At 52.3% G+C, this 19,139-nt stretch carries 22 protein-coding genes; 5 read left to right on the top strand and 17 right to left on the bottom strand.

The genetic code is table 11. From position 1 onward, the window contains the following. Nucleotides 1-19: 19 nt before the first annotated feature. The gene (locus ACO0LG_RS25585) at nt 20-478 is read left to right on the top strand and encodes a cache domain-containing protein (RefSeq protein WP_423030768.1); all 459 of its coding nucleotides are present in this window, start codon (nt 20-22) and stop codon (nt 476-478) included. A 192-nt stretch (nt 479-670) separates the two neighbouring features. Next, complete coding sequence (locus ACO0LG_RS25580; protein WP_423030766.1) at nt 671-973, top strand: DUF3052 family protein; 303 nt, start codon at nt 671-673, stop codon at nt 971-973. A gap of 33 nt (nt 974-1,006) precedes the next feature. Here the strand turns inward: ACO0LG_RS25580 and ACO0LG_RS25575 are convergent, their stop codons facing one another. The 3 genes from ACO0LG_RS25575 to ACO0LG_RS25565 all read right to left on the bottom strand — a co-directional run bounded on the left by ACO0LG_RS25575 (nt 1,007) and on the right by ACO0LG_RS25565 (nt 3,607). Continuing rightward, nucleotides 1,007-2,128 (bottom strand): carbonic anhydrase, encoded by a 1,122-nt coding sequence (locus ACO0LG_RS25575; protein ID WP_423030764.1) that lies wholly within the window; start codon nt 2,126-2,128, stop codon nt 1,007-1,009. 122 nt (nt 2,129-2,250) lie between these two features. Beyond that, the gene (locus tag ACO0LG_RS25570) at nt 2,251-2,553 is read right to left on the bottom strand and encodes a DUF1330 domain-containing protein (protein ID WP_423030762.1); all 303 of its coding nucleotides are present in this window, start codon (nt 2,551-2,553) and stop codon (nt 2,251-2,253) included. Between the two features lie 58 nt (nt 2,554-2,611). Next, entirely contained in the window at nt 2,612-3,607 is a 996-nt protein-coding gene (locus tag ACO0LG_RS25565) for an NAD(P)H-dependent flavin oxidoreductase (protein ID WP_423030760.1), read from the bottom strand. A gap of 94 nt (nt 3,608-3,701) precedes the next feature. Between ACO0LG_RS25565 and ACO0LG_RS25560 the strand changes: the two genes are divergently transcribed. Beyond that, entirely contained in the window at nt 3,702-4,556 is an 855-nt protein-coding gene (locus ACO0LG_RS25560; protein ID WP_423030758.1) for an enoyl-CoA hydratase-related protein, read from the top strand. Nucleotides 4,557-5,094: 538 nt separating this feature from the next. Here ACO0LG_RS25560 and ACO0LG_RS25555 read toward each other — a convergent pair. Beyond that, entirely contained in the window at nt 5,095-6,054 is a 960-nt protein-coding gene (locus tag ACO0LG_RS25555) for a GlxA family transcriptional regulator (RefSeq protein ID WP_423030756.1), read from the bottom strand. Nucleotides 6,055-6,186: 132 nt separating this feature from the next. On the opposite strand from ACO0LG_RS25555, the gene ACO0LG_RS25550 reads away from it, so the two are divergent. After that, nucleotides 6,187-6,495, top strand: a complete 309-nt coding sequence (locus ACO0LG_RS25550) for a putative quinol monooxygenase (RefSeq protein WP_423030754.1) — start codon at nt 6,187-6,189, stop codon at nt 6,493-6,495. Here the strand turns inward: ACO0LG_RS25550 and ACO0LG_RS25545 are convergent. The 8 genes from ACO0LG_RS25545 to ACO0LG_RS25510 all read right to left on the bottom strand — a co-directional run bounded on the left by ACO0LG_RS25545 (nt 6,492) and on the right by ACO0LG_RS25510 (nt 11,449). Beyond that, nucleotides 6,492-6,803, bottom strand: a complete 312-nt coding sequence (locus tag ACO0LG_RS25545; RefSeq protein ID WP_423030857.1) for a GNAT family N-acetyltransferase — start codon at nt 6,801-6,803, stop codon at nt 6,492-6,494. The genes ACO0LG_RS25550 and ACO0LG_RS25545 overlap by 4 nt on opposite strands. Before the next feature lie 136 nt (nt 6,804-6,939). Continuing rightward, a complete protein-coding gene (locus ACO0LG_RS25540; protein ID WP_423030752.1) occupies nt 6,940-7,317 on the bottom strand; it encodes a VOC family protein in 378 nt (125 codons plus the stop codon). 30 nt (nt 7,318-7,347) lie between these two features. Beyond that, complete coding sequence (locus ACO0LG_RS25535; protein WP_423030750.1) at nt 7,348-8,256, bottom strand: MBL fold metallo-hydrolase; 909 nt, start codon at nt 8,254-8,256, stop codon at nt 7,348-7,350. Next, entirely contained in the window at nt 8,253-8,891 is a 639-nt protein-coding gene (locus ACO0LG_RS25530) for a 2-hydroxychromene-2-carboxylate isomerase (RefSeq protein ID WP_423030748.1), read from the bottom strand. The genes ACO0LG_RS25535 and ACO0LG_RS25530 overlap by 4 nt, the downstream gene beginning before the upstream one ends. Before the next feature lie 85 nt (nt 8,892-8,976). Continuing rightward, on the bottom strand, nt 8,977-9,192 hold the full coding sequence (locus ACO0LG_RS25525; RefSeq protein ID WP_232063134.1) for a DUF1289 domain-containing protein: 216 nt from the start codon (nt 9,190-9,192) through the stop codon (nt 8,977-8,979). After that, a complete protein-coding gene (locus tag ACO0LG_RS25520) occupies nt 9,189-9,680 on the bottom strand; it encodes a YbaK/EbsC family protein (RefSeq protein ID WP_423030745.1) in 492 nt (163 codons plus the stop codon). Before ACO0LG_RS25520 ends, ACO0LG_RS25525 begins: the two co-directional genes overlap by 4 nt. A gap of 90 nt (nt 9,681-9,770) precedes the next feature. Beyond that, nucleotides 9,771-10,097, bottom strand: a complete 327-nt coding sequence (locus ACO0LG_RS25515) for a hypothetical protein (protein ID WP_423030743.1) — start codon at nt 10,095-10,097, stop codon at nt 9,771-9,773. Nucleotides 10,098-10,192: 95 nt separating this feature from the next. Beyond that, nucleotides 10,193-11,449 carry a TIGR03862 family flavoprotein gene (locus tag ACO0LG_RS25510; RefSeq protein WP_423030741.1) on the bottom strand — a complete coding sequence of 419 codons (1,257 nt, stop codon included), beginning with the start codon at nt 11,447-11,449 and terminating at the stop codon, nt 10,193-10,195. A 124-nt stretch (nt 11,450-11,573) separates the two neighbouring features. On the opposite strand from ACO0LG_RS25510, the gene ACO0LG_RS25505 reads away from it, so the two are divergent. After that, nucleotides 11,574-12,740: a diguanylate cyclase domain-containing protein gene (locus ACO0LG_RS25505; RefSeq protein ID WP_423030739.1), complete on the top strand. Its 1,167-nt coding sequence runs from the start codon at nt 11,574-11,576 to the stop codon at nt 12,738-12,740. 161 nt (nt 12,741-12,901) lie between these two features. On the opposite strand, the gene ACO0LG_RS25500 is transcribed toward ACO0LG_RS25505, so the two are convergent. The 5 genes from ACO0LG_RS25500 to ACO0LG_RS25480 all read right to left on the bottom strand — a co-directional run bounded on the left by ACO0LG_RS25500 (nt 12,902) and on the right by ACO0LG_RS25480 (nt 18,996). Beyond that, the gene (locus tag ACO0LG_RS25500) at nt 12,902-13,924 is read right to left on the bottom strand and encodes a substrate-binding domain-containing protein (protein WP_423030737.1); all 1,023 of its coding nucleotides are present in this window, start codon (nt 13,922-13,924) and stop codon (nt 12,902-12,904) included. A 438-nt stretch (nt 13,925-14,362) separates the two neighbouring features. Continuing rightward, entirely contained in the window at nt 14,363-15,166 is an 804-nt protein-coding gene (locus tag ACO0LG_RS25495) for a head GIN domain-containing protein (protein ID WP_423030735.1), read from the bottom strand. Nucleotides 15,167-15,234: 68 nt separating this feature from the next. Beyond that, entirely contained in the window at nt 15,235-16,098 is an 864-nt protein-coding gene (locus tag ACO0LG_RS25490) for a DUF1700 domain-containing protein (RefSeq protein WP_423030733.1), read from the bottom strand. 205 nt (nt 16,099-16,303) lie between these two features. Next, the gene (glpD, locus tag ACO0LG_RS25485) at nt 16,304-17,866 is read right to left on the bottom strand and encodes a glycerol-3-phosphate dehydrogenase (RefSeq protein WP_423030731.1); all 1,563 of its coding nucleotides are present in this window, start codon (nt 17,864-17,866) and stop codon (nt 16,304-16,306) included. Continuing rightward, nucleotides 17,863-18,996 (bottom strand): SMP-30/gluconolactonase/LRE family protein, encoded by a 1,134-nt coding sequence (locus ACO0LG_RS25480; protein WP_423030729.1) that lies wholly within the window; start codon nt 18,994-18,996, stop codon nt 17,863-17,865. Before ACO0LG_RS25480 ends, glpD begins: the two co-directional genes overlap by 4 nt. Nucleotides 18,997-19,139: the final 143 nt, after the last annotated feature.

The following is a 19,139-nucleotide window of genomic DNA, read 5'->3' as shown; positions in this document are numbered from 1 at the left end:
ACAATAAAGGAGACTTATCATGCGTAGTTTCATTAAATTCCTGACACTGACTTTATTCAGCATTTTTGTCAGCCAAAGTGTATTCGCTGCAGACCATGGTACGGCGCAAGAAGCTGAGGCCATGGTAAAAAAAGCGATTGCCCATATCAAATCCAAGGGCGCGGATGCAGCCTACCCTGAGTTTAATAATCCCAAAGGCAGCTTCAGTGACCGTGACCTGTATATTTTTGTACTCGACATGAGTGGCAAAACCTTGGCCCATGGTGCCAATCCCAAGCTTCTGGGAAAAAATATCAGTACGCTGAGAGATGTCGATAACAAAGCCTTTATTGAAGAACTCCTGGCAACCGCGAAGAGCAAAGGCAAAGGCTGGATAGATTATAAATGGCCAAATCCGACTACCAAGGCCATAGAATTAAAATCCACCTATTTTGAGAAATATGATGATGTCGTCGTTGGCTGTGGCATTTATAAGTAAATGCTGTTCAAGCTCATCTGATTGATGTTAAGCAGTGTCTGAAAGGATGCTGCTTTTTAATTTTTGTTTACGATCAACCCGACATCTACTGGCTATTCAGGTACACCACTGACAAAAAAAACTTGGCATACAGCCTGACAGCCATGTTTGCGCCAGACATGCGCCTGAAAACTATCTGGATTGCTGTCTGACTTGCCAGGTACTGTCGTATTTGACAAGAAGACGACACCTGTGACAGATATCCTCCATTTGTTCACTGACGAAAAAGCTGTCCTCGTCAAAGAATTGCTGACCTGTAAAGAAAGCTTGAGAAGTGATGCCGCAATCTGGGTATCCTGGCCCAAGAAAGCCTCGAAAGTGCCTACCGATATCACGGAAGATACGATAAGAGAGGTGGCCCTGCCGATGGCTTACGTCGATATCAAGGTCTGTGCTGTCAGTGATATATGGTCAGGTTTAAAGCGGGTGGTTCGCAAAGAATTAAGGCCGGACTAGCCGGCCTCATCACATCATTATAGTGACAACAGCTTAATTTGATTCCTTGATCAAACGCCCTGAATTTTTTTGTATAGGCCGTGCATTCATGGGGTACAGGCGGCTGAATATCGTCAACTGGTCTGGTGAAATTTCTACCGGCTCTTTCATGACCAGCCACAACACACCTTCGCTGCAAGGTGGTGTCGTCAGCGAACCCATATAGGTATAGTAATCACGCTTGACGGGGAGGATGTCATTCATGTCCATGGTCGTCAAAGCCTGCACCGGATCATTCTTTTCCAGCGGCAAATTATTCCAGACGTGCTGCACCAGGCTATGCGACTTGCCACGTTCCAGCAAGACCGCAACTACTGCCAGTTTGCCATCGGTGTCCTTGTGCACCAGATGGGCGACCATTTCAAAGCTCTTGCCATTCACCCGTTCTTCGGATGGTTTATGGAAATGGAATTGCACCAGCTCATAATTATGGCCCAGCACATTGATATAGTTACCCGCGCCGATATTGACTTGTATGGTGTGTCCATTGTCTATGACAGAGAAACGGCTGGGTTTGTAGTCAAAGGCAATCGGGTCCAGGTCCACCTTGATACCATCGCGGATATCGATAGGCGACTGTCTTTCGCCGACATCACATTTGGCATTGGCAGTATTGAGTTTGCCCCAGTTCAAAGGGCCGCCCTCGCCCTGGTAACTCCAGTGTATGTCGGCATGGCTGGCAGCCAGGCCACCGGCGGCGGCCGCACTATTGGTGCCATGCTCACTCTTTGCTTTAGCCGTTTCAGGTCTGCGTATCGGCGGCGCATAAGAAGGCCGCATGACGGGCTTGGGTGCACTGCGCGCTGCTGCTTCATCTTTGTCCTTGCGGATGACACTCAGGCGCTCGGCTATGCGGGCGGCAAGTTCATCGGCGGCCAGTGCCTCCTTGGCGCGGATCGCTGTTTCTTTCGCGGACTCTTTGCTTTCCTTGCTCTCCTTGGAAGAAGGCTTGCGTTCTTCCTTGACCGGGGCAGAGGCTGAAGCTGAAGCTGAAGCTGAACCGGATGCTTCTTCTTTGGCTGATGCCGGTTTAATAGGTTTGGATGGCGGTGGATCGTTCGCCTGAGCGGACAAAACCAACAGCAAGGGAAGCAGCAGGGCGAGAGAGCGGCGCATAGTGGATTATGTTTGGGATGCAGTTTGCAGAGAGATACCTTAGTTACGGCAAGTCTCTTTGCAAACTTGAATCCTGCGGGCAATTTGTGGTTTTTTCGCCCTCAAGCCACAACTATCTCAGCTTACACACCTTCAACGATAAACAGGCGCCCTATGGAATTGGCCTGCCGAATTGCCTTGGCCTTGTCATATTCGACCGAGTTGTACCAAACCTGAGCCTGGGCTAGGGAAGGAAATTCGACAATCACGGTGCGCGAGCCTTCATGATGCTGATCATCTCCGCCTTCTTTTTGCAGGCGTGTACCGCCACGCACCAAAAACTGGCCGCCGTACTGGTCTACGCTGGCGGTAGACAGTACCCGATACTCAGCATAAGGTTCTGGATTGGTAACGTGGATTTCGGCAACGACATAAGCTTTACTCATGATATTCCTATGATATTTCTGATATGTAAATAATTAATGAGGTCATTGAAAATTTTTATCATGACAATAGCCGTGCCTTGGCAGCGGCGTATTCAATCTTCAAGCGTGCTACCACTTCTGCTACGGTCAGTACATCATCCATCAAGCCTACCCCCTGACCAGCTCCCCAGATATCTCGCCAGGCCTTGGCCTTGCTACCGCCACCAGAGCCAAAGTTCATCTGGCTCTTGTCAGCTACTGGCAAATTGTCTGGATCAAGGCCAGCAGCGATGATGGATTTCTTGAGGTAATTGCCATGTACACCGGTGAACAGATTGGTGTAGACGATATCAGCCGCTGCCGAATCAAGGATAGCCTGGCGATAGGCTTCATCGACATTTGATTCAACTGTGGCCAGCCAGCGCGAGCCGATGTAGGCGAAGTCCGCTCCCATGGCTTGTGCTGCCAGCACTGCATCTCCAGTCGCAATAGAGCCTGACAGGGCAATCGGGCCGTTAAAGAAGCGCCGTACTTCACCGACCAGGGCAAACGGCGACAGGCCGCCAGCATGACCGCCAGCACCGGCGGCAACCAGGATCAGGCCGTCGACCCCGGCTTCCAGCGCTTTTTGCGCATGGCGTATTGAAATCACATCATGCATGACAATACCGCCATAGCTGTGTATCGCGTCCAGCATTTCTGGTGGCGGTGCACGTAGCGAAGAAATGATGATGGGTATTTGATGCTTGACGCAGACTTCTACATCATGCGCGAGCCTGTCATTTGACTGATGAACGATCTGGTTCACGGCAATAGGTCCTATCAATGCATCTGGATGGGCTTCCTGATGCGCTGCCAGCTCAGCCTGCAATTCGGTCAGCCAGACATCCAGCAGCTCGGCCGGCCTGGCATTCAGGGCAGGGAAAGAGCCTACTATGCCAGCCTTGCATTGCGCCGCCACCAGTTTGGGGCCACTGGCAATGAACAGGGGTGAACCAATGACGGGCAGGCTAAGATGTTGCAAAGCTGATGGCAGGCGTGAAATTGAATTTGATGCGGGTGAATCGAGAGCCATAGTCAATATCCTCTAACGGTGAGCATAGAATGCTTGATGGACGTACATATCCGGTATGATTTTACCGTGCTAATAAAAATCCTGTGGAGACACCATGACTTATCAATGCTTTGACTTCAGTATCAGCAATAAAATCGCCCACCTGCGCCTGAACCGCCCTGCCGCATTGAACACCATGCAGCCCGTGTTTTTTCGTGAGCTGACAGAGCTTTTGCAAAACCTGCAAAACCAGGCGAATGCCCGCGTACTCATCATTTCTTCTACGGGCAAGCATTTCACCGCTGGCATGGCGCTGGATGTATTTGCCGGTGGCGGCATCACGCTCGATGATGCCAGCGCCGTTGGCCGCGCCAATATTGCCCTGGCATTGAAAGACATGCACCATGCCTTCAACCTTATCGAATCATTGCGCATGCCTGTCATCACTGCTATCCACGGTGGCTGCATAGGTGGAGGAGTAGACATGATCTGCGCCAGCGACATACGCCTGGCCAGCAGCGATGCCTTTTTCTGCATACAGGAAATCAACATAGGCATGACCGCCGACCTGGGTACTTTACAACGCCTGCCAAAACTGATTCCCGAAGGCATAGTCCACGAAATGGCCTATACCGGTCGCCGCCTGCCTTCACAACGCGCGCTAGCAGTTGGCCTGCTCAATGAGCTGTTCGATACCCAGGAAAACATGCTGGCAGCCGCCCTGCAAATGGCCACAGAAATCGCCGAAAAACCCCCAGTCGCCATCTGGGGCAGCAAGCAAGCCATCCACTACGCCCGCGACCACAGCACCCACGACGCTCTGCAACAAATGGGCTGGTTGCAATCAGGTATCTGGCAAAGCAGTAATTTGATGGAAGCTTTCATGGCGAAACAGCAGGGCAGGACTACGGAGTATGCGGATCTGGCACCGGTTAGTTCGTTTTCTGAGGCGGCTTATCGTTTGAAATAGGTGGCAGTTGAAGAACGCCTAAGTCACTCTATGAATTTCAATAAATATTTACGTTAATTTAAGGCTCAGTGTTGTGCTGATGAAGCGTAGCGAGGCCCGGCCCAACCTACGCGAAAGGCCGTATTGGTGTTGCTTTTGACGTTGGGGTTACTTTTGACTTTTGCAGTTCCCATGTGTAGCCGCCATTTGTGCAGAAAATGGAAACAGAAGGACCGCTGTTTGAGCGAAGCGAGTTTCGGGCCTTCCCATTTTTTGTACCGCACAAATGGACCCCTTTAGGGGCGGCTACGCGTGGGTCGCCTTTCTTTGAATTCTTTCTTTGCGTCAAAGAAAGAATTTCGGCTGCCGGGTCGAGACCCGGCTTGTGTCGACGAAGGGCAATTTATTTGGTCAAAGTACGACATGTAACAAACGACGCGGCAAACTACGAACGCCTCTGGATTCCAGCCAAAAGCACGCTGGAATGACGTGAATGAGATTAGTCACGAATCAAAGATCATTAACTCGGTTGCGTGTCGCCGACAAGCCAGCAAGTCCCTCACCCTACCCTGATCTCCCGTATCCCCTTCCCCAACTTCCTCCTCAACAAAGTCCGCAAAGTCACTCCATCCGCATACCCCACCAGCCCCGCAATCTGCTCCACACTTTGATTTGAAGTCTTCAACAAATGCACCGCTTTTTCTATACGCAAATCCTGCACATACGACACGGGCGTCTTGCCCAATACCTCATGAATACGTCGCGCCAGAGTACGCTTGCTGGTTGCTAGTGCAGCGGCTGCCTCATCCAGATTAAAACCTTGCTCCAGATGACTGCGCGCCCAGCGGTCGAAACGCTCTACCGTGGGATCAGCATGCGACAGATGATCAGAAATGATGTAGGCCGTTTGTGATGGACGGCTATCAACCACCAAGTAACTGGCCACCAGATTTGCCAGCTCAGGGCTGCTCTGGCGTATCAGCCACAGCATCATGTCCATATGGCTGAAGGCTGCACCGGCGGTCAGGAACTGGCCGGATTGCACGATCATGTGGCTGGTATTCAGGCGTACAGATGGATAACGCTGGCGGAACAGAGGATTGAGCCACCAGGTAGTCGTCGCATCCCGCTCGTCAAGGACACCGCTTTCTGCGAGTACGAAGGTGCCTATGCAGGCCGCAGCGATACGCACACCATCATCAGCCCAGTCGCGCAAGGCAACACTCGCGTCTTGCACATCAGGCCGCGCCAGTGCCTTCATCAGGGTATCCGGCATTTTGTAACCCAGCGCAGGGACGATGACCAGATCAGGCCCAGGCACTTCATCCGCCCGCGCTACCGTCACACTCATGCCTTGTGCAGTTTGTACACGCCGTCGCGTACCTACCAATGAGACCTTGAAGGGCGGTGCAGGATACTCCTGCAAAGACGATAATTCATTGGCTGTCGTCAGTGCATCAAGGACGATGGAAAGGCCTGTATCGAAAACGCCATCAAGGGCGAGGACGTTGATGTTCATGAAAGGCTCATGGCAATATTCATACCAAAGATGTCAATCGCGCCAGTATCATGCAAGTCCTTTGATCTGTAAAGTCTCCCTTCATCGCAATCCTGCGATGCAAGTATAGATTCAAGCACATGGAGATAAATCATGATCAAGCACGCCCTGTTCGCCCGTTTTGAAGCCAAACCCGGCAAAGCCGCCGATGTCGCCGCCTTTTTGGAAATGGCCCTGGCCCTGGCCAATCAGGAAAGCACGACGCCCATCTGGTTTGCCCTGCAATTATCTGAAAGCGTATTTGGTGTCTTCGATGCGTTTGAAACTGAAGCAGGCCGACAGGCGCATTTGCAAGGGCCTATTGCACAAGCATTGATGGCAAAGGCAGAAGAGTTATTTACCGGCCCGCCCAGCATAGAAAAAATCGAGGTATTGGGTTTGAAAAATAGAGGTCTTGACTAGCGGCCAAGTTGCTTGCAGAGCACACGATTTTCATGTGCCTCGCTATCCATTAGAAAACTGGTGCTGCCTCTACCCGCATAAGCCTGCCTGGCATAAAACTGCAATGCCCTGGCGTTATGCGCCCATGGTGTCAGCCACATCACGTCGGCACCATGCCGGGCAGCGCTGGTTTCCGCCGCACGTAAAAGCTGGCTGCCCTGCCCTATGCGGGTAAAAAACTCTTGCACGTAAAGTCTGTCGAGTTCGGCAGGAAATTTGGCGCTGACCAGCTCTTGGGTGCGCCCTATGGTGATCTGGGAAAATCCCAGTAATGTCCATCACGTTCGGCGACATGAAAGAAAGTAGCATGTTGATCCAGCAGACTGGAGATGGCAGATACTGAGAATGATTGCCGTACCTCTCTCTTGCTATTGCAGGCCGTATGTGTACAGTGGGCTTCATGCTCTATTCGGTGACCTTGGTCACTGCTTCTATGCGATGACCATCCGGGTCAATCAAAAAAGCAGCATAGTAATACTCTCCATAATCAGGACGCAAACCCGGTGCGCCATTATCACTGCCAGCGATGGCCAGTGCCGCCGCATGGAAATGATCAACTACCTTGCGGGTGCTGGCAGTAAACGCCAGGTGAAAACCTGGGCCCGGCGGGCTTGCATCTGGTCTCAATTTCAGACACAGGATATCTTTATCATCGTGCAGGCCATAGCCTATCGCGGTGTCGTCTTCAAATACGCGGCGGTAACCGAGGGCAGCGAGGGCGGCATCATAAAATGCGCCAGCCAGCGTCAAATCGCGGACACCCAGAGAGATGTGATGCAGCATGGTATTTCCAGTCTAGATTAATTGAATGGACTATCGTGCGCTGATCAGCATATCGCCTTCCAGCCTTGCGGCCCCTGCCCTGACCAGTTCATCAGCCATTTGCGGTATCAGCGCATGCGGCTCTATGCCCAGCAGGCTGGCAGAAGATGTTATGGTACGTGTGCCGCCGAGTTGTGTGATGGCGGTAGCGAGACTCATTTGCTGTGATTCGAGCAAGATGAAAGCCAGCATGACCTTGACTGCATTGCGGGCATTGCGGCGCGGGTCGGTACGCAGATAATCGAGCCGTGATTCTGCCCTTTGCAAGGCTGCCGTCACATTGTCAAAGACCGGGCCATGGCCGGGGATGACGATGCGTGGATTGAGTTCACGTATGACTTGCAATATCGCCGTCTGTTCGGCAAAACCGGATTCACCTTCAAGCTCGGGAAAGATCACGCCAAAGCCGTTTTCCCACAAGGCGTCGGCAGAAATCAGTATGCCTTCCTGTGCGCAGTACAGGATCATGGAATGCGGATCATGGCCGGGAGCACCCATTACCTGCCAGTCCATGCCACCTAGTTGCAATTCATCGCCATGCTGTATTGCTGCATCAAAACTGAAGCGCTCGCAGCGCTGGCCAGTAGCAGCATAAGTCAAAGCTTCTTCATCCCAGATTGCGACAGCGGGCGTATCGGCAACCGGGATCAGGGTGCGGCAGCCATAGTGACGTTGCAGGCTGGCATTACCACCACAATGATCAGAATGCAGATGGGTATTGACCAGCAAATCCAGCTTGCGGCCATTCAGGGCATGTTGTATCAGCGCCATGGTCTGAGCAGCGTGGCTGAAGTAGCCACTATCAACCAGAGCGGTCTGCTGCTCATCGATGAACAGGATATTATTCGAGGACAACCAGCCCCGTTCAAACACTTGCATACAGTCAGGCAGTTGCATCATGTTTTGCCTGCTATCTTGCGTTGCTGGCCATAAGGCATGGTTTGGGCAGCCGCCAATTCTGCCGATGCAAAGAAGGCATCGCCTTGCAGATAAGCCTGCAACATGTCTGTACCATCGAGCCCCCAGAAACAGCGGCCATCAACGATGGCGGTCGGAACGCCAAATACGCGGGCAGCAATGGCCAGCTCGCCATTGCGTTTTAAGGCGTCCTTGACGGCGGCATCATCGAGCATGGCGGGTGTTACTTGCGATTCATCCAGCAGGGCTTGCCAATGATCTGACTGCGCCGGTATATAACCATCGCGCCAGACAAAACGGAATAACCGCTGTACCACGACTTGCGTGCTGCCCAGAGCCAGGCACAGGCGCAACAAAGGCAGGGGATTAAAGGGATGTTCAGGCAACATGCGCAAAGGGATGCCATGCTTGTGTGCCAGCCAGACGCAATGCTCAAAGGTCCATTGACGCTTTGGCGCGATTTCTGCCGGGCCTTTATTGTCCCAGTGATTAAGCAAACCAGCGAATAAAACTGGCCGGTAATTGATCTGCTTCACACCTTGTAGTTGGTGCAGCATTTCACTCTGCAAATAAGCGAAAGGAGAAATAAAATCGAAATACCAGTCCAGTTGTTTCACTCGCTATCCTTTCGTGATGGCATGTGCGCTGTAAGTACGACTTAAGTACGACCCAAGTACGGCATAAGCGCGCCTTGAGCAATATTCAGGGCAGCATTCTTTGCTGCACCAAATCCCAGATTTCCAGCTTCTTGTGATTGTCTGCCTTGCTCCAGCAAATGATTTCATCGATGTTGCGATAGCAGCCTGTGCACAAGCCTGTCTTCTCATCCATGCGGCAGATATTCACACAGGGTGAAGGTACGGTCGCACCAGGCTTCATGACAAACTGGGCCGGGTCAAATTCATACAGGATATTCATGCGCGCAAAGCCACATCAGCGACAGGTGCGCCTGTCATACTTTTCAATTGCTCGGGTGTCAGTCTGAAGACTGCATGTGGATGACCAGCAGCAGCCCAGACATGCGGGTATTGCAGCAAGTCTTCATCGATGAGCATGACAGTTTTTTCTACGTGGCCGATAGGGCAGACGCCGCCTATGGCATAGCCGATTTTTTCCTTGACGAAGCGGGCATCAGCCTTGCCCAGCGGGCCAACGATGGCCGCGACCTTGTGTTCATCGACGCGGTTGATGCCGCTGGCAACAACCATCACGGCAGCGTCATCAGCGAGACGGCGGAAGACGATGGATTTGGCGATTTCTGCAACCTGGCAACCCAGGCCTGCTGCTGCCTCGGCAGAAGTCTTGCCGGTTTCCGGCAACATGACCACAGCCTGGTCATGCCCGAGGCTGTGGAGTAACTGAGCAACGCGCTGGGCGGTTTCGGGTAAAACAGTATCTTTGGACATGATGCGCAGGCAAATAAATCAAAGCCTGTTTATATCATAAGCAAAGTCAGTCTGCTCATCATGCGGGTATGTCTGGACCTCAATCAAGCCTCAGCCATGCCAGTGGGCCAGCAGAGCAGTATGCTGTTCAGGCACTTCAAAATATTTCATGGCGGCGCGATATTCATTGCCGCTCAAGATGGAATAAATGCAGGTAGCCTTGCACACGACCTGGGTGCGTTGCGAAGCGTCACCCGGTTTGGGGACTTCCATCATCATCTGGTAAGTCTGCTTTTCTTTGAGGGCAGCACTGCACTGCATTTGTATGCTGGCAGAAGTAAAGCTGACTATCTTAGCTGGTACGATCTTGCCAGGAACTACCTGTATAGCACCGCGCCACGTAACGTTGGCGCGCGCAGTGTTATGGGAATCACTCATACGGACAAATACCTGAAATGCAAATTCATGAACAGAATCAAATGATGCAGCGCGGAAACTATTATTGTACCGATTTCTGCGCTTGCCAGTAGAAACTATTTCAGGATATCAAGATTGTTTTCCAGCCAGTTGGCTGCGCCTGTTGCAGCTTGTCTGGCTGTCGCGAAGCAGGCTGTCAGCAAGTAACCGCCAGTGGGTGCTTCCCAGTCCAGCATTTCTCCGGCAAAAAACAGGCCGGGATGCAGTACCGCCATGAGGTTTTCATTGAGGGCTTCAAAGCGCAGGCCACCGGCGCTGCTGATGGCTTCATCGATGGGGCGGGTAGCCTTAAGCACGACCGGCAGGGCCTTGATGGCCTGCGCCAATAGCTGTGCCTGGCTAAACTCTGTTTTATCCAGGCATTCATGCAGCAAGGCCGTTTTTAATGCGTCAAGACCCAGGCGGCTTTTCAAATGACTGGAAAGCGAACGTGAACCACGCGGATGCTCAAGCTCTGTCAGCACTTTTCCCAGCGGCGTATCTGGCAATAAATCCAGTTCCAGCACTGCCTGGCCCTGGTTATGCAATTGCTGACGCAGCGCAGCAGAGAGCGCATAAATCAGGCTGCCTTCTACGCCCGTAGAAGTGATGACGAATTGCCCCTTGCGCATGGGTTGAGTACTGTCTTTTACTCTGGCTGCCACTGTCAACAGGGGCTGGCCGGCAAACCTGTCCTTGAAAAATGTTGTCCAGTCCAGATCAAAGCCACAGTTGGCGGGCTGCAAATCTGCGACATCCATGCCACGGTGCCTGAGCAGGCTTACCCAGGCACCGTCCGATCCCAGCCTGGCCCAGCTGCCACCACCAAGTGCAAATACCTGTGACCTTGCAGGCAGGCAGATTTCCCCATCCGGAGTGACAAAGCGTAATTGGCCTTGCGCATTCCAGCCCAGCCAGCGATGCCGCATATGAAAACGCACACCTTGCTGACGCAGGCGGTGCAGCCAGGCACGCAACAGCGGTGCCGCCTTCATATCCACCGGGAACACCCGGCCAGAACTGCCTACATAAGTTTCTATGCCCAGGTCCTTGACCCAGGCACGCAGGGCTGCTGCATCGAACTGGCCTATCATGGGGGCCAGTTGTGCCTCCCGTTCAGCATACCGTGTCATGAAAGAGACAGAATTTTCAGAATGTGTGAGATTCATGCCCCCTTTACCTGCCATTAAAAACTTGCGTCCTGCTGAAGGCATGGCATCATAGACATCGACAGCGATGCCCCGCAGGGCCAGAGTCTCGGCAGCCATCAGTCCCGCTGGCCCGGCACCGATAACGGCAACGCTGCTGGCTTGCGGATGATGATAATTACTCACTTTTGTTTGCATAAGTTTGCGTCATAATATGGTTTTGCAGGTCCTGCTTTCCGGCACCAGTTCCTGCAAGCAAAGCTGATGTGTATCTGCCTGAATTCACCAGAAGTTACAACCAGGTCTCCCTATGGTCAATCTGGATCGTGCTACGCTAGATTTAGTAGTTGCCTGCATCAGCGTGATTTCCATGCTGGTCATGCTGGCGGTTTGGCATATCAACCGCGACATACCCGGCACCGGCGTCTGGGCTGCAGCGGCATCGATGGTCGCACCGGCTTTTTTGCTGATACGTCTGATCCCCCTCATCGACATCCCCATGTCTTTGATCGTTGCCTTTAACAATTCCCTGACCCTGACCACTACCCTGCTGATGCTGGAAGGCACACTGCGTTTTCGCGGCTATCCATCCCACATACGCTGGCGCTGGGGTCTGGTACTGATACCGGCATTTGTCCTGCTGGCCTTCATCAACCGGGACGATATGATACGCCGTTATTTGTTCCATGACGTCATCGCTGCCAGCCTGATGCTGAGTACGGCATTTATTCTGATCTGGAAAACCCGCGACCTTGACTTGCTGGCAGCCTGCATAGGCGCGATTTCTTTAAGCATCATGGCGATAGGTTTTATCATGCGCTGGCATCTGGCATTCATTTCCAACAACAATGCTGAACTGGCCAAACATCCCCTATTGAATTTTATCTATCTTATCGTGGTGCTGTGTCTGCTGGGCTGGACTTATGGCGTCAGCGTCTGCTGCAATCTGCGGGCACAGAAAAGCATACTGGAAATGGCCAGGGAAGATGCACTCACTGGCTTGCCTAACCGCCGTCATGTGGATGAAGTGCTGGACAAGGCGATTGCCCAGAGCGGGCGCAACCAGCAAGGCTTTGGCTTTATCCTGATAGACCTGAATCATTTCAAATCAGTCAATGACCGCTTTGGCCATCAGGCCGGGGATTTACTACTCAAGGAAGTGGCCAAGCGCCTCAAAAGCTTTTGCCGCCACGCCGACTTCGTAGGCCGCATAGGCGGCGATGAATTCGTCGCCCTGACCTTTGGTGTCAACCAGGAATCCCAGCTAGACAGCACCCTGCTACGCCTCAAAAAAATACTCGAAGGCCCTTGCACCATACAGGGACACACCATAGAAATCGAAGCCGCCCTCGGCAGCGCCCTGTTCCCCACCGACGGTCACAGCGCCGACAAACTCATGCAAACCGCCGACCAACGCATGTACATCGACAAATCAGTGCCAGAAAACATCCTCGCTGCAGTAACCCAAAGAGCATAAAAAAACAAAAGCCGGCAATCCGGCATTTACATTCAGCAGCAGTCAAAGAGGCTTGAGTAAGCGTAGCGAGCGGCCTTAATTTGAGTTAAGAAGCGCAGTCGTACTTTAGTACGTCGAGCATCGCAGGCTCAAAATAAGGTCGCGCAGTAGCTTAATCAGGCCTATTTGGACCAGAACTTTTGATAGTGAGTCCGGAAATCATTAGCCGGCTCAAACATATTCTTTTGTCCGCCATCATACGCAATATTCTGCGCTGTCACCAAATGCAGGGCACTCACATAATTACTATGCTCGGCATTTGAAAAAGCACGGTTCAGTTCATCCACGATTTGCCAGGCATGCATGCCCAGAGGTTCAGGCACGGTCGCGGTTTGCAGGCTGTTGGCACGTATGCGTTTGTAGGCTGTGGGCGAGCCATCGCCGGCAGCGACAGCGACTAGCTTGTTGCTGGCAACCAGGCTGGCTGTGGTTGGCACTTCCAGCAAGTCAAAATAGAAATCATTGACGCCAATGACATGGGTCCACTTCGCGCCATGGCGTTTGACCAGGCTTTCAACGACCGCCTTCATCTTGATATGCGACTCTGCCAGCGGCACGTCTTCCAGGCTCAGCAATTTGCAGCCCTCGCATTGACGTATGGTTTCTACGATGGCAGTGGATTTGGCCAACAGATAGGGATTGGTGGAGTCAGTGAAGACCACGATGCCAGCCTTGTTATTCGAATCGACCACGGTATACAAGGCAGCCAGTTGCCCAACCTCTTTGGGATTGGTGGCGATATTAGTGAACAAGCCGTCAGTCGGACCACTTTTCACCGAGGCATGCCAGCCAACCACGGGGATCTTGGCCTTGACTGCTGCGGCCATGCCCTTGCTTTGGCTGGTAACGTCCACCCCTGCCAGGACAATACCATCGGCTTTCATGTCCAGCGCCTGGCTGATGATGGATGCGCCCTGGTTGCAACGGCCACGGCAGTTGATGGGCAAAACTTCCCAACCTGCAGCGGTGCTGGCTTCGCGCACGCCATTAAACACACTGCTGATGCCCGCATCACCCAAGTCTGCTGCGATGAAAACGATTTTCTTTTTCTTGTGTAGTGCAGGTCCATCAACCGGGCCTTCCCAGCGGTTTTTTAAAGACGCGGCTCTGGCCACTTTGGCATTGGCACGACTTAGAAACTGCATGGGATTTTCTTGTGCAGCGGCAGCACTAATAAAGCTGAACACAACAAATAACGCGGTCAGGCACTTACTTTTGGTAGCAGTCATGATTCTTGGCAGGTCAGGTTGGTCAGAAAAATTTGCATATGCACATAGCACACACACAAACTTTAATTTTTTCGATTGAAACAAATACTTACAACTGCGCAATGATTATTGCAGAAAAAAGCATCAAGTAAATAGAGTTTCCGTACCAGGGACTCAGCGTCGAATATTAAGCATAAAAATGAATGATATAAAGAATAAAATTCTCCACAAGTAAAAATTTCCTGTAGAAAATTTCATTCTTTTTAACAACACCTACTAAGGCGAACCAATTAACAACAGTTCAAACTGCACCAATTTGGGTTTATCCGGTATTAAAACACCTGATAATCATGTGATTGACGTGCGATAAGCTGCTTACTCCCAATGCACATCTGCTGAACCATGGCGCTCTACACTACGTTTTGCCGGGTTGCCAGACACATGCACATCACCACTGCCAGTGACTTTGAGCTTGATTTCCTGGCTGGCAAATACTTTGCTGCTGGATGAGCCCATGGAATTCAGGTTGACCACAGCACTCTTCAATGTAGATGCTTTCAAATCGCCGGAACCTGACAATCTGGCATTGAAGCTTTTGACCTGTCCTTTGAGGATACTGTCACCAGAGCCGTTGGAAGTAAGCTCCAGCAACTCACTGTTACCCAGACCAAGATTCATGTCGCCGCTGCCATTCAGGCTGGCAAATACCTGCTGGTAGTCGCCATCAAGATTGATATTGCCTGAGCCCTGCAGGCTTACTTCGAGCTTGTTTCCCTTGAATCCTTTGATGACGGCGTCACCGCTACCAGAAGTTTGCAGTTTTTCCAGGCCGGGCAAACTCAGTTCTATCCTGGTTTGTTCAGTCTTGCCAACGGAGATATAGATCCCGCGGGTACCGACAAACAGGGTATTGCCCTCCAGCCTCGTGGTCACCCGCGACACCAGTTTGGCATCGCCCTTGACCAGCAATTCCGGCGTTGCAGCTTGTTTCAGCGCCAGGTCTATAGGGCCGCTGAGTACAATATTGACGATGGATGCCGTCACGGGACGGACTTCACTGGCTGCCGAGCCGCTACTGACGACATTGCTGGCATGCGCCCTCATGAATACCACGCTGGATGCGGTCAACACGACGGCCAGACCCAACATGCCTATGCCTGTGCGTATGATATTTTTCATTTTTTCCTCCTGAAGCTAAATGAAACTACAAAACCAAGTAAAACTAAAAATCGAAAACTGCGAACTCATCAGGCTGCATGACCCAGCTGTAATTGCGACAAGTTCCAGCGTAAATAATGCTTGAAGCCGATGAAGGTGTATTTGGTCATGAACATGCTCAACATCATCAGGGCAATCGAAGCCAGCAGCAAACCCAGGCCTGAGAATAACTTGGTGCCGGAAAAGTGATTACCAAGCTCTACATGCAGTTTTTCTGTCTGGCTTTCTGTGCTGACTGTGCGTGTGACCACCGTTGCGGAGGCGGCTGAGGCTGTTGCTGTTGCAGCCGATGCAACTGAGGCAGCTGATGTAGCCGAAGCGGCTACCGGTGCGGCAGGTACTGAAGCTGCCGCCTGGCCATGTTCATCCTGTTTTTCACCATCAATGAGGATACCTGTTTCTGTCACATCCACCCTGACATTGTGATTGCGGATACGATGATTATCGTTGTGATTATGCACATGGTGCCTGCCAACGGGGATATCAAAGTTGAACTGTTCAACACCAGAGATACTGGCAGCAGTGATGCCTATGCCCGCCACATACATCACCATGGCCACTATATAGGCTGAGCACAGCAGACTGAAGTAGGCCACAGCCGGGACCAGCATGAACAGATTGAAAATCATCAGACCTATCAGGGCAACCAGCAAACCTGCCACATTGCCGATGCTGAAATTTGTTTTTAATGCCTGATAACGTATGCTGGTTTTCTTTTGTGCCGCCAGCAGTTCAGGCTTGGGCAGGCCCGCAGCGATTTCTTCTTCAGACTTGCCAGCCACCATGGCATCGACGAACTTGCGCTCATATTCCCACATGGTGTCTTCAATGACGCTGGCGGGCAAGCCATCCAGCGCCTGACGCAGCGCGTTCATATATGCAGTCTTGTTCATGGCCATCTCCCGTTTTTTGATTTGGTATGATCAGAATAAGCAAAGCCGGGAAAGCTAGCCACAGACTTGCGACAGTGCGCAAATTTCTGGGGATAAACTGCGAAACTCGGGGATAGTCAGCAGCCGTATGCGGCACCAGGAAACGAGGATGATAGTAGTTTGCTATGACATCGGCATGTCAGGCTGAATGTCAGGCTGATGCGGGCTAGAGAGCGGGTAACTGGATTGGTGCAGTATGGAGGTCCAGCCATTCCTGCAGATGGATAGTGTCTTCACCCAGCAAATGCAGGCCCAGGCGGCTGCGGCGCCAGAGTACGTCATCAACCGTGCGTGCCCACTCATGCTTGACCAGATAGGCGGCTTCAGCTGCATATAGACCCGGCACCAGCATCTCGCCCATGTCGGCCAGTGAATATTTATCTTTAAGCAAGACGTGGATGCGGCTGCCGTAGGCATGGGCATAGCGTTCTGCCAGATGCGGTGGCAGCCATGCATATTGCTGCTGGCATTGTTGTATGAATAAATGAAATTCACTGACGGCGCGGTTTTCTGGCGATTCGCCATAAATATCACCGCCGGGCAGGCAGGCATGTTCCGTCCAGGCAGAGTTGGCATTATTCAGCAAGGGTGCCAGCATGGCCAGTGCCTCCTCGGCCAGTTTGCGGTAAGTGGTGATCTTGCCACCAAATACGTTCAGCACTGGTGCACCAGCAGTATCAAGTTCGAGCCGGTAATCGCGGGTCAGGGCGGCTGCTTTTTCCTTACCCGCTTCCACGGTTTCTTCCACCAGCGGGCGTACACCTGAATATGACCACAACACATCAGCGGGGCTGATGGCCTGGGTGAAGTAATGGCTGGCCAGCTCACACAGATAGGCGACTTCCGCTTCACTGATCGCTACTTCATCAAGCGAGCCCTGGTAATCCAGGTCCGTGGTACCTATCAGGGTAAAATCTTGCTCATAGGGAATGGCAAACACGATACGGCCATCGGGATGCTGGAAGATATACGCATAAGGGTGATGGAAAAGGCGCTGCACGACGATATGGCTGCCCTTGATGAGACGCAAATGCTGGACCGCCCCCTGATGCAGGACCTGCTGCAAGGTGTTGATGGCCCAGGGGCCGCTGGCATTCACCAGGCTGCGGCTTTGCACCATCATCATGCTGCCATCGGTCTGTTGCAATTGCACCAGCCAGTGTTCCGCCTGCCTTCTGGCCGAGATGCAACGGGTGCGCGTCATGATGGTGGCGCCTTTTTCTGCCGCCTGTATGGCATTCAAGACAACCAGACGAGCATCATTGACCCAGCCATCGGAATAGGCAAAACCACGGCGAAAGTCTGCCAGCAGGGGTTGACCGGCGATATGTTTTTGCAGATTGATGGATTCTGCACCGGGCAGCAATTCACGCTTTGCCAGATGATCGTACAAGAACAAACCCGCCCGTATCATCCAGGCCGGACGCTGCCCTTTGTCGTGCGGCATGACAAAGCGTAAAGGGCTGATGATATGCGGCGCAGAACGCATGAGCACTTCACGTTCTTGCAAGGCCTTGCGCACCAGGCCAAATTCATAATATTCAAGGTAACGCAAACCACCATGAATGAGCTTGGTGGATGCCGATGAAGTATGCGAGGCCAGATCATCTTTCTCACATAACAGCACACTCAAGCCACGCCCGGCTGCATCGCGGGCGATGCCAGTGCCATTGATACCGCCACCGATGACGAGTACATCGACCTCAGGAATGGCGGGCATGCTTTTCATTTCTTGACCAGGTGGTTCGGTAACCAGCCTATGCCATGCGCATGCAGGCTCTGGATATACAGGCGGTCTTCGGTCTCGGTGACACCGGTAGTTTCTGGATAATGCCCGGTCGGGTCTTGCAAATCAGCGACGATTTTGCCTGCTTCATTAAATGCCAGCACATGACCATAAGCGGGTGGCACTGGCCACAATACGCGCGGCAGACGCAGGGTAATACTGCGCAGCCAGGGTTTCTCTGCCATGTTATCAATTGCCGCACCGCGTGGCTTGGCCAGCCCCAGCCAGATGCGGCCATCACGGCCACGCATGAGATTGTCGGGGTAACCGGGCAAATCACGCAGCAGGATAGTGGCCAGTTTTTTATCCGGCTTGTTTTTGATATGCAGGGAGTCGGCAGCGACCGCTATTTTCCAGATACGGTATTCACCGGTTTCGGCGACGATGAGGCTTTGTTCATCAGCGCTGAGTGCCAGACCATTGGCAAAGCACAGCCCATCTGCAATCAGGCGCGTCTGTCTGGTGGCGGGATCATATTCCAATACCCGCCCGGTCGCTGAATGTTCGAGGATATCGAGTACGCTGGCGTGGAAAGTGCCGCCAGATTCCTTGGCACCAAAGCGCTGACTGGCATCCGTGAAATAAATCTTGCCCGATTTGGCAACGACGACGGCATCGGCATACAGGATAGGGCTGTCGCCTATCTTGTCGACGAGTATAGTAATTTGCCTGTCAGGCGCAATCGAGAGTATGCCGCGAAACGCATCTGCCGCAATCATATTGCCTGACGCATCAAACATGAAGCCCAGCACCCTGCCCTCAGTATTGACCCAGACTTCACGCTGGCTGCCATCTGGCTGCATGCGCAAAATCGCACCGGAGGTGACAGCGGCATACAGTTTGCCATCCGGGCCCATGGCGATATGCTCAGGGCCGGTTTCTTCACCTATGTCTATGGTTTTCAGCGCAGCCAGTTTTTCATTACGTGCATGTGGCGGTGAATAACCGGCAAAAGGCGTCGCCTGCCAGGCAACCGGATTGATAGGCACAGGTGCCAGCAAAAGATAGGCGACCAGGATCGCGATCAGGGCAATGACCAACAATAACAGGCGTATGATCCATTTTTTCAACACTCATCTCCTCGCATTTCCTGACAACGCAACAGGATTTCCGGCAGGAAAATCCAAGCAAGCGTGTATTTTGCACTGCCTGAATATTATTTTGATATTTATTTTAAGGAATGTTGCGAGAAGACAAACAAAGGTAGATCAAGTTT

It is taken from the genome of Undibacterium sp. Ji42W, from assembly GCF_049340405.1.
Lineage (GTDB): Bacteria > Pseudomonadota > Gammaproteobacteria > Burkholderiales > Burkholderiaceae_D > Undibacterium.
The sequence above is the reverse complement of the archived record's forward strand: the minus strand, read 5'-3'. Positions and strand labels throughout refer to the sequence as shown.